This window comes from Actinoplanes sp. NPDC048967 (assembly GCF_040649415.1).
Taxonomy (GTDB): Bacteria; Actinomycetota; Actinomycetes; order Mycobacteriales; family Micromonosporaceae; genus Actinoplanes.
Genome location: NZ_JBEZFL010000006.1, coordinates 581,176 through 588,100, shown reverse-complemented (window position 1 = coordinate 588,100; position 6,925 = coordinate 581,176). Strand labels below are relative to the sequence as shown.

Here is a 6,925-nt window from a genome sequence, read left to right as displayed (position 1 = left end):
TGACCTCCCGCCCGTTGACAGCAGAAAGGCCGGGGCGCCCCCCGGGGGGCCCCGGCGGGTGGGGTGGTGGGGGGAGTGGGGGTGGGGGGTGGCGGGGGGGTGGTTGTTGATATGGTAGCCCCCGGGCACCCCCGGGGGGGGGCGCCCCCCTGCGTGGCGCCGCCCGCCGGGCCGACGACCAGGGGCGGAGGGCCCGCGAAACGGACGGGGCCGGGCCCGGCGGGGGAGGCCGCCCGGCCCGGCCGGTGGTCACGGCGTCACGGGCCGGCCGCCCAGGGTCACCGCGAGGCGCCCGTCGGAGGCGAAGGACCAGGCCAGCGCGCCGCTCAGTGCGGCGCACCGGGATCCGTTGGTGCCCGACCAGAACTGGTTCGAGCTGTCGGCGTCGCCGATGATCCGGTCGTTGCTGCCGCTGCCGCTGCGGCACGAGACGTTGTTGCGGAACACCGAGGTGCCGGCGTCGAAGTTGAAGTTGCGTTCGGTGTTGTCGATGCTGATGTTGTTGCTGATCGTCATCGCGCCGGGGTTGCTGTTGTACGTGAACCCGTGCTTGCCGTTGCGGAACGCGATGCTGCGCCGGACGATGTGGTTGACCTTGATGTCCTCGCCGCCGAGCTTGTAGCCGTTGCGGTCGCCGTTGCCGGCCTGCCCGCCGTTGCTCAGCGTGCCGTTGTTGTAGGCCAGCGAGTCCTCGATGGTGACCACGCCGATGGGCCCGGTGTCGGTCTTGGTGTAGAGGTCCCAGCCGTCGTCGATGTTGTTGTGCGACACGGCGTAGCGGAAGACGTTGCCGGAACCGACGGTGAGCTTCGCGGCGAAACCGTCGGCGTCCTCACCGTCGGAGTCCGCGTTGTCGTGCGACTCCGCGCTCAGGATCAGGTTGTTGGCCGGCCACTGGCTGTTCGGGGTGTCCGAGGCGATCCGGGACAGCTGCAGCCCGGTGTCGCGGTTGAACCGGGTGATCGTGCGTTCGAGGATGTTGTTGCTGCCCCCGACGAAGATGCCGTTGTCCCCGGCCCGCTCCACGATGATGCCCGACACGTGCCAGAACGAGCCGTTGACGGCCAGTCCGCGGTTCGCCGGGTCCTCGGCCATGGCCGAGAAGTTCAGCACCGGCGTCTCACCCGGGTACGCCGACAGCTTCTTGCGGGCGTTCGCGGTGCCGTTGTTGCCCGGCGCGATGGTGACCGTCTGCGAGAAGGCGTAGTTACCGCCGCGCAGGTAGATCGTCCCGCCGGCCGCGACCCGGGTGATCGCCGAGACCAGGGTGGTCGGGCTCGCCTGGGTGCCGGCCGCGCTCGCACTGCCGTTCGGCGCCACGTAGAGCACGTCGCTGCTGGTCGGCGGCGGGGTGGTGGGCGGCGGGGTGGTCGGCGTGGGGCTCGACGGCGGCGGGGTGGTCGGGCCGGTCGGTGACGGCGTGCCGCCGCCTCCGGTGGTGACCGTGACGTCGTCGAAGCCCGCCGAGGCGAAGCCGGTCTGCAGGCCGATGCGGCCCGAGCCCGAGACGGAGCTGGTGCCGGTCCCGACCGTCGCGCCGTCGACGCTGCCGGTGATGGTCGAGCCGGTGACGCTCAGGCTCAGGGAATACCAGGTGCCGGTGCTCACCGTCCGGGCCGAGGTGCCGAGGACGGTGACGCTGCCGCTGTTGACCGCCTGCAGCTGCGCCTGGCCGGGCAGCAGAGCCAGCCGGTAGAACGTGGTCGAGCTCTTGGCCCGGGCCAGCAGACCGACGAAACCGCCCGAGCCGAACGACAGCGGCTTGACCTTCGCGGACACCGCGTAGTCGGTCCACCCGGCGTCGCCGGCGAGCTCACGGGCGTTCTCGCTGCCGGCGTTGCTCTGCCGCAGAGTCTGCGAGCCGTCCGTGACGACCGACCAGGTGCCGCCGGACTTGGACCAGCCGCTGGTGCTGCCCGACTCGAAGTCGGCGGTGAAGACGGTGGCCGCCTGGGCGCTGGTCACGGTGAGGGCGAGTCCCGCCGTCACCAGGGTGACGAGAGCGCCGCCGCCGGCCAGCCGGCGGGCCCTGGGTGAGGGTGCCATTCAGTGTTTCTCCTTGGTCACGAATGGACACCGCCGGTAGGCGCGCAGGGTGCGGCGAAAAAGGGTCGTGAAGGTGCCCCGAAAAATGGCCTGGATATGGCCGTCACCGCAGCGTGTGGCCCATCCTCGGGAGTGGCTCCGGCGGTCTCCGGGGACGGTTGTTCCGTGAGGGAATCCTCACCCGCCGATATATGAGAGTCAATAAATATGATGTGCAGGTTTGTTGCAATGGCGGTGCGGCCGAATTGTTTTCAGTCCGCGATCAGCACATCGTCGAGCGGGCGGCGGCGGCTCGGGCCGCCGGGCCGGCCGTAGCCGATCCGCAGTGCCATCTGCGGCATCCCGGCGCGGCCGAGCGACCGGCGCAGCTGATCGCGGGCGGCCGGCACCTCGATCGGTTGCGAGATCATCGAGCAGGCCAGGCCCGCGTCGGTGACGGTCAGCAGCACCCGCTGCAGGGCCTGGCCGGCGACGAGCTGGTCGTACGGGCGGTCGCCCGCCGTGCCGAGGATCGCCACCAGTGGTTCCGGTTCGAAATCCCGTCCGGGGGCCCGCCGGTGGTCGGAGAAGGCGCGCTGGGGCAGCAGGTCCTGCGGCTCCGGCACCGGGGCTCCGGCCGGCACGGCGACACCGTCGGGGGCCTCGTCGGCATGCGTCCAGGTCGACATCTCGGCCTGGTAGCTCAGGTCGCGCCGCAGCACCCGGTCGGCGCTCTGCGCGATCTCCGCGAAACCGCTCAGGGCGGTCATCCCGACCAGCAGGTCCAGCCAGCCGGACTCCGCGCGGGCGGCGTCCACCAGCCGCTGCCGCACCTCGGGCGGCACGGCGTCGGGCCAGAACGGCCGGCGGTTGCTGTAGCGGCGGGGGATGGCCGCGGCGAGGTCGGTCTCGGCGTACGTGGCCGGGCGGCGGGGACCGGGCGTCAGCCGGGCGAGCAGTCCCGGCTCGGTGCGGTCGGGGCAGAGCACGACCTCGGCCGGGGTGCCCGCGACGGCCAGGGCCAGCCGGGCGTTGGCGACGGCGGCACCGCAGGCGATCCGTACGGCCCAGCCGGTGCTGTCGGCCACCGCGAGCTGCCGTTGCTGGTCCGCCAGCACCTCGATGGCGCCGGCCCGCAGCCGGAAGCGCCACGGCTGGCTGTTGTGCAGCGAGGGCGCCCGGACCGCCGCGGCGGCGGCGCGCCGCAGGTCGGCGTGGTCGTAGGTCATCACGGCAGGTCCTCTTCCGGTCGGTCGGTGTGCTTACTGCTCGATGCGGATGATCTCCGCCGGCGAGCGGCGGGCCTGCGGCGGCAGTGGCTCCCGGTCGATCGGGTAGCCGAGCCGGACGGCGATGTAGGGCTCGCCGACGCCCGACAGCAGGCTGGTGAGCAGGTGCCGCGTCCAGGCGACCTCGACCGCCTCGCTCAGCGGCGCGGTGGCCAGCCCGTCGGCCGTGGCCAGCAGCAGCAGCGCGGACAGGGCCTCACCGCCGCGCAGCAGGTCGGCCGGCCGGTCCGTCATCCCGAAGATGATCACGTAGGCGGCGCCCTTGTCGATGCCCGCGCCGGCGCTCAGGCCGGGGTTGCCCGCGGGGGCGAAATCGCGCACCGGCACCCGCCGCAGAGCCGGCTCCACCGCGTTCTCGGGCGACACGCCGTCGCCGCGCCACTGCGGCCGGTTGGTCCAGCGGTCCAGCTCCTCGCGGTAGGCCGGATCATCCTGCTGCGCCCCGGCGGCCCGCTCGGTCGAGATGGCCAGCGCCGGCACCTGATCGGCCGGCACGACGTGCAGGTAGGCACCTTCGGCCTCGACGAACCGGCGCAGCTTGGTCAGCGTCTGCTCGGAGACCGGCTGGTCACCGAAGGGGCGCCGATCGGTGCGGCGGCGGCTGAGGGCCGCCGCCATCCGCTGGGCCTCCGGGTCGGCCGGGACGGCATGCCCCAGCCGTACGCGGGCCAGCAACGTCGGCTGCGCCGGTTCGGGCAGCCGGTCCACCGTGCTGGTCCAGCCGGCCGCCGACAGGGCCGTACGGGCGTGGTGCAACGCGGTGCCGCAGCTGAGCAGCAGCAGCCGTCCGTCGGGGTCGGTGGCGGCGAGCTGCCGGTCCGGGTCCGCGTGGAGCTCCATGGTGTCGCCGGCGATCCGCCACTGCCACGGCTGGGTGTTGAACACCGAGGGAGCGTGCCGGGACGCCTCGGCGGCCGCGGCGAGCTGCCGGGTCGCCTGGGACGAGTGCGTGGTCATGGTGGACCTCCTGGTCGGTTCCCCACCACGATCGCGCCACCGGACCCGCCCCGATCAGGGCCGAAAGACCCGAACCTCCCGGACTTCCGCTCTCCCCGGGGGAGGTCAGCCGCCGAGCGGGACGCGCCAGGTCACCACCGTCCCGCCCTCGTCGGCCGGGGTCACGGTGCAGCTGCCGCCCAGGTCGCCGGCGCGTTCGCTCATGTTGACCAGGCCGCCGCGGGCCAGCGCCGGGTCGGTGCCGACGCCGTTGTCCTCGATCTGGAGGATCACCTCGCCGCCGGCGGCGCGTACCGAGACCCGGGCCGTGCCGGCCTGGGCGTGGCGGGCCACGTTCGACAGGGCCTCGCGCAGCACGGCCAGCAGCTCCGGCACCACGTCGTCGGGCACCGCGCTGTCCACCGGCCCCGACACGTCCAGCGTCGGCCGGAAGCCCAGAGCCGCGGTGGCCGCCTCGACCGCGTCGCGCAGCTCGGTGCGCAGGGAGCTGCCCACCGGGGCGCGCAGTTCGAAGATCGACCGGCGGATGTCGCGGATCGTGGCGTCCAGGTCGTCGACGGCCGCGTTGACCCGCTTGGCCGCCTCCGGGCGCAGCGTGTGCGGAACGACGCCCTGCAACTGCATGCCGGTGGCGAACAGCCGCTGGATCACGACGTCGTGCAGGTCCCGGGCGATGCGCTCACGGTCCTCCAGCACGACCAGCTGCTCGCGTTCCTCCTGCGCCCGGGCCCGTTCCAGGGCCAGGGCGGCCTGACCCGCGAAGCTGGCCAGCAGCGTGGCGTCGTCCTCGCCGCCGGCGGCGGCACCGGCGACGATCAGCACACCCTGGGGCAGGTCGGCGCCGGCCAGCGGCGCGGCCAGCACCGGACCCGACGGTACGGGGCCCGGCCAGTCAGCGACACCGCCCAGCTCGGCCCCGTCGGCGTACAGCGCGTCCACGTCGACCGAGAGCACCTTGCCGACCATCTCGTCGGCGCCGTCGGCGACCTCGATGCTGTAGCGGGACCCGTCCTCGCCGGCCAGCAGCACCAGCACGAGCCCGGCCTCGGTGATCTCGCGGGCGCGGTGGGCGATGAGCCGCAGGGCCTCGGTGCGCCGGACCGTGCCGAGCAGCACCCCGGTGATCTCGGCGGCGGCCGACAGCCAGCGCTCACGCCGCTGGGCCAACGTGAACAGCCGCGCGTTGTCGATGGCGACCCCGGCCGCGGCGGCGAGGGCGACCATGATCTCCTCGTCGTCCTCGGTGAACTCGTCGGCGCCCTGCTTCTCGGCCAGGTACAGGTTGCCGAAGATCTGGTCGCGGGTGCGGACCGGGACGCCGAGGAAGCTGTGCATCGGCGGGTGGTGCGGCGGGAAGCCGTACGAGCGGGGGTGCTTGGTGATGTCGGGCAGGCGGACCGGGTGCGGGTCGGTGATCAGCAGGCCGAGGACGCCGCGGCCGTGCGGGAGGTCGCCGATCCTGGCGTGCGCGGCCGGGTCGATGCCGTGGGTGATGAAGTCGGAGAGCTGCCGGTCGGTGCCGATGATGCCCAGCGCGCCGTAACGGGCGCCGGCCAGGGCGCAGGCCGACTCGACGATGCGCTGCAGCGTGCTGCGCAGGTCCAGGTCGGTGCCGATGCCGACCACGGCGTCCAGCAGGGCGCGCAGCCGTTCCCGGCTGGTGACCACCTCGCCGACCCGGACCAGCATCTCCTGCAGCAGCTCGTCGAGCCGGACCCGGGACAGCGGGGTCAGTCCCAGCGACGGCTGCTCGTTACCCTTGGGCGTGACCATTCGCTGATGCTATCGAGGCGACGGCGGCCGGGGGTGTGACCAGCACCGGGCAACCGGCGTGGTGCAGCAGATGCAGACCGGTCGATCCGATCAGGGTGTTGACCACCGCGCTGTGGGTGGGCCGTCCGAGGACCACCAGGCGGGCGTTGTGCGACACCGCGACCAGCACGGCGCCGGCGTCGTCCGGCGACACCACCGCCTCCGCGTCCACCTGCGGATGGTCGGTGCGCCAGGGGGCCAGCTGCTCTTCGAGGCGCTCGCGGGCGGCCGCGTCGAGGGCGGCGATGCCGTCCTCGGCGGCCGGGATGTCGCCCACCCACAGCGGGGTCGGCGGAGCGTAGGTCCGCAGCACGGCGAGTGGGGCCCCGTGCCGGTCCGCCATCGCGAACGCCTCGTCCAGGACCGCGTCGTCGGTCGCCGAGCCGCAGACCCCGGCCACGATCGGCCCGCGGGCCGCGTCGGCCCGGCCCCGGACGACCACCACGGGCACCCGCGCGTGGGTGGCGACCTGCTGGCCGACGGAACCGAGCAGCAGGCTGGTGAAGCCGCCGCGGCCCCGGTGCCCGAGCACAAGGAGGTCCACGTCCGCCAGGCCCAGCAGCGCCGGCACCGGCTCACCGCGCAGCGCCTCGGCGCCGACGACGACACCGGCCGCGGCGGACTGGGCCTGGCGGACGGCGGCGTCGAGCACCGCGCCGGCCAGCAGCCGCTCGGCGGCCTCCTCGGCCGGGCCGTACGCGTACACGATGCGCAGGGGCACGCCCCGGCTCGCGGCCTCGACGGCGGCCCACCGTACGGCGCCCTCGCTCGTCGAGGTGCCGTCGGTGCCGACGGCGATCGTCGATGTCGTCATGGCGGGTCTCCCTTCACCCGCCCTGATC

Annotated in this window: 5 protein-coding genes; all 5 read right to left on the bottom strand. The window is 73.8% G+C overall.

The genetic code is table 11. The features are described 5' to 3' along the window. Positions 1-249: 249 nt before the first annotated feature. A complete protein-coding gene (locus tag AB0C12_RS28255; RefSeq protein WP_360552845.1) occupies positions 250-2,046 on the bottom strand; it encodes a family 16 glycoside hydrolase in 1,797 nt (598 codons plus the stop codon). Between the two features lie 251 nt (positions 2,047-2,297). Continuing rightward, complete coding sequence (locus AB0C12_RS28250) at positions 2,298-3,254, bottom strand: nitroreductase family protein (RefSeq protein ID WP_360552844.1); 957 nt, start codon at positions 3,252-3,254, stop codon at positions 2,298-2,300. Positions 3,255-3,287: 33 nt separating this feature from the next. Next, a complete protein-coding gene (locus AB0C12_RS28245) occupies positions 3,288-4,271 on the bottom strand; it encodes a nitroreductase (protein ID WP_360552843.1) in 984 nt (327 codons plus the stop codon). A 105-nt stretch (positions 4,272-4,376) separates the two neighbouring features. Next, positions 4,377-6,044, bottom strand: coding sequence for a GAF domain-containing sensor histidine kinase (locus AB0C12_RS28240; RefSeq protein WP_360552842.1), 1,668 nt, complete (start codon positions 6,042-6,044; stop codon positions 4,377-4,379). Next, positions 6,025-6,897, bottom strand: coding sequence for a universal stress protein (locus tag AB0C12_RS28235; protein ID WP_360552841.1), 873 nt, complete (start codon positions 6,895-6,897; stop codon positions 6,025-6,027). Before AB0C12_RS28235 ends, AB0C12_RS28240 begins: the two co-directional genes overlap by 20 nt. Positions 6,898-6,925: the final 28 nt, after the last annotated feature.

Coding starts and splice junctions, on each gene's coding strand:
- AB0C12_RS28235 (WP_360552841.1), bottom strand. CDS start 6,897: ATGACGACATCGACGATCGCCGTCGGCACCGACGGCACCTCGACGAGC.
- AB0C12_RS28240 (WP_360552842.1), bottom strand. CDS start 6,044: ATGGTCACGCCCAAGGGTAACGAGCAGCCGTCGCTGGGACTGACCCCG.
- AB0C12_RS28255 (WP_360552845.1), bottom strand. CDS start 2,046: ATGGCACCCTCACCCAGGGCCCGCCGGCTGGCCGGCGGCGGCGCTCTC.
- AB0C12_RS28245 (WP_360552843.1), bottom strand. CDS start 4,271: ATGACCACGCACTCGTCCCAGGCGACCCGGCAGCTCGCCGCGGCCGCC.
- AB0C12_RS28250 (WP_360552844.1), bottom strand. CDS start 3,254: ATGACCTACGACCACGCCGACCTGCGGCGCGCCGCCGCCGCGGCGGTC.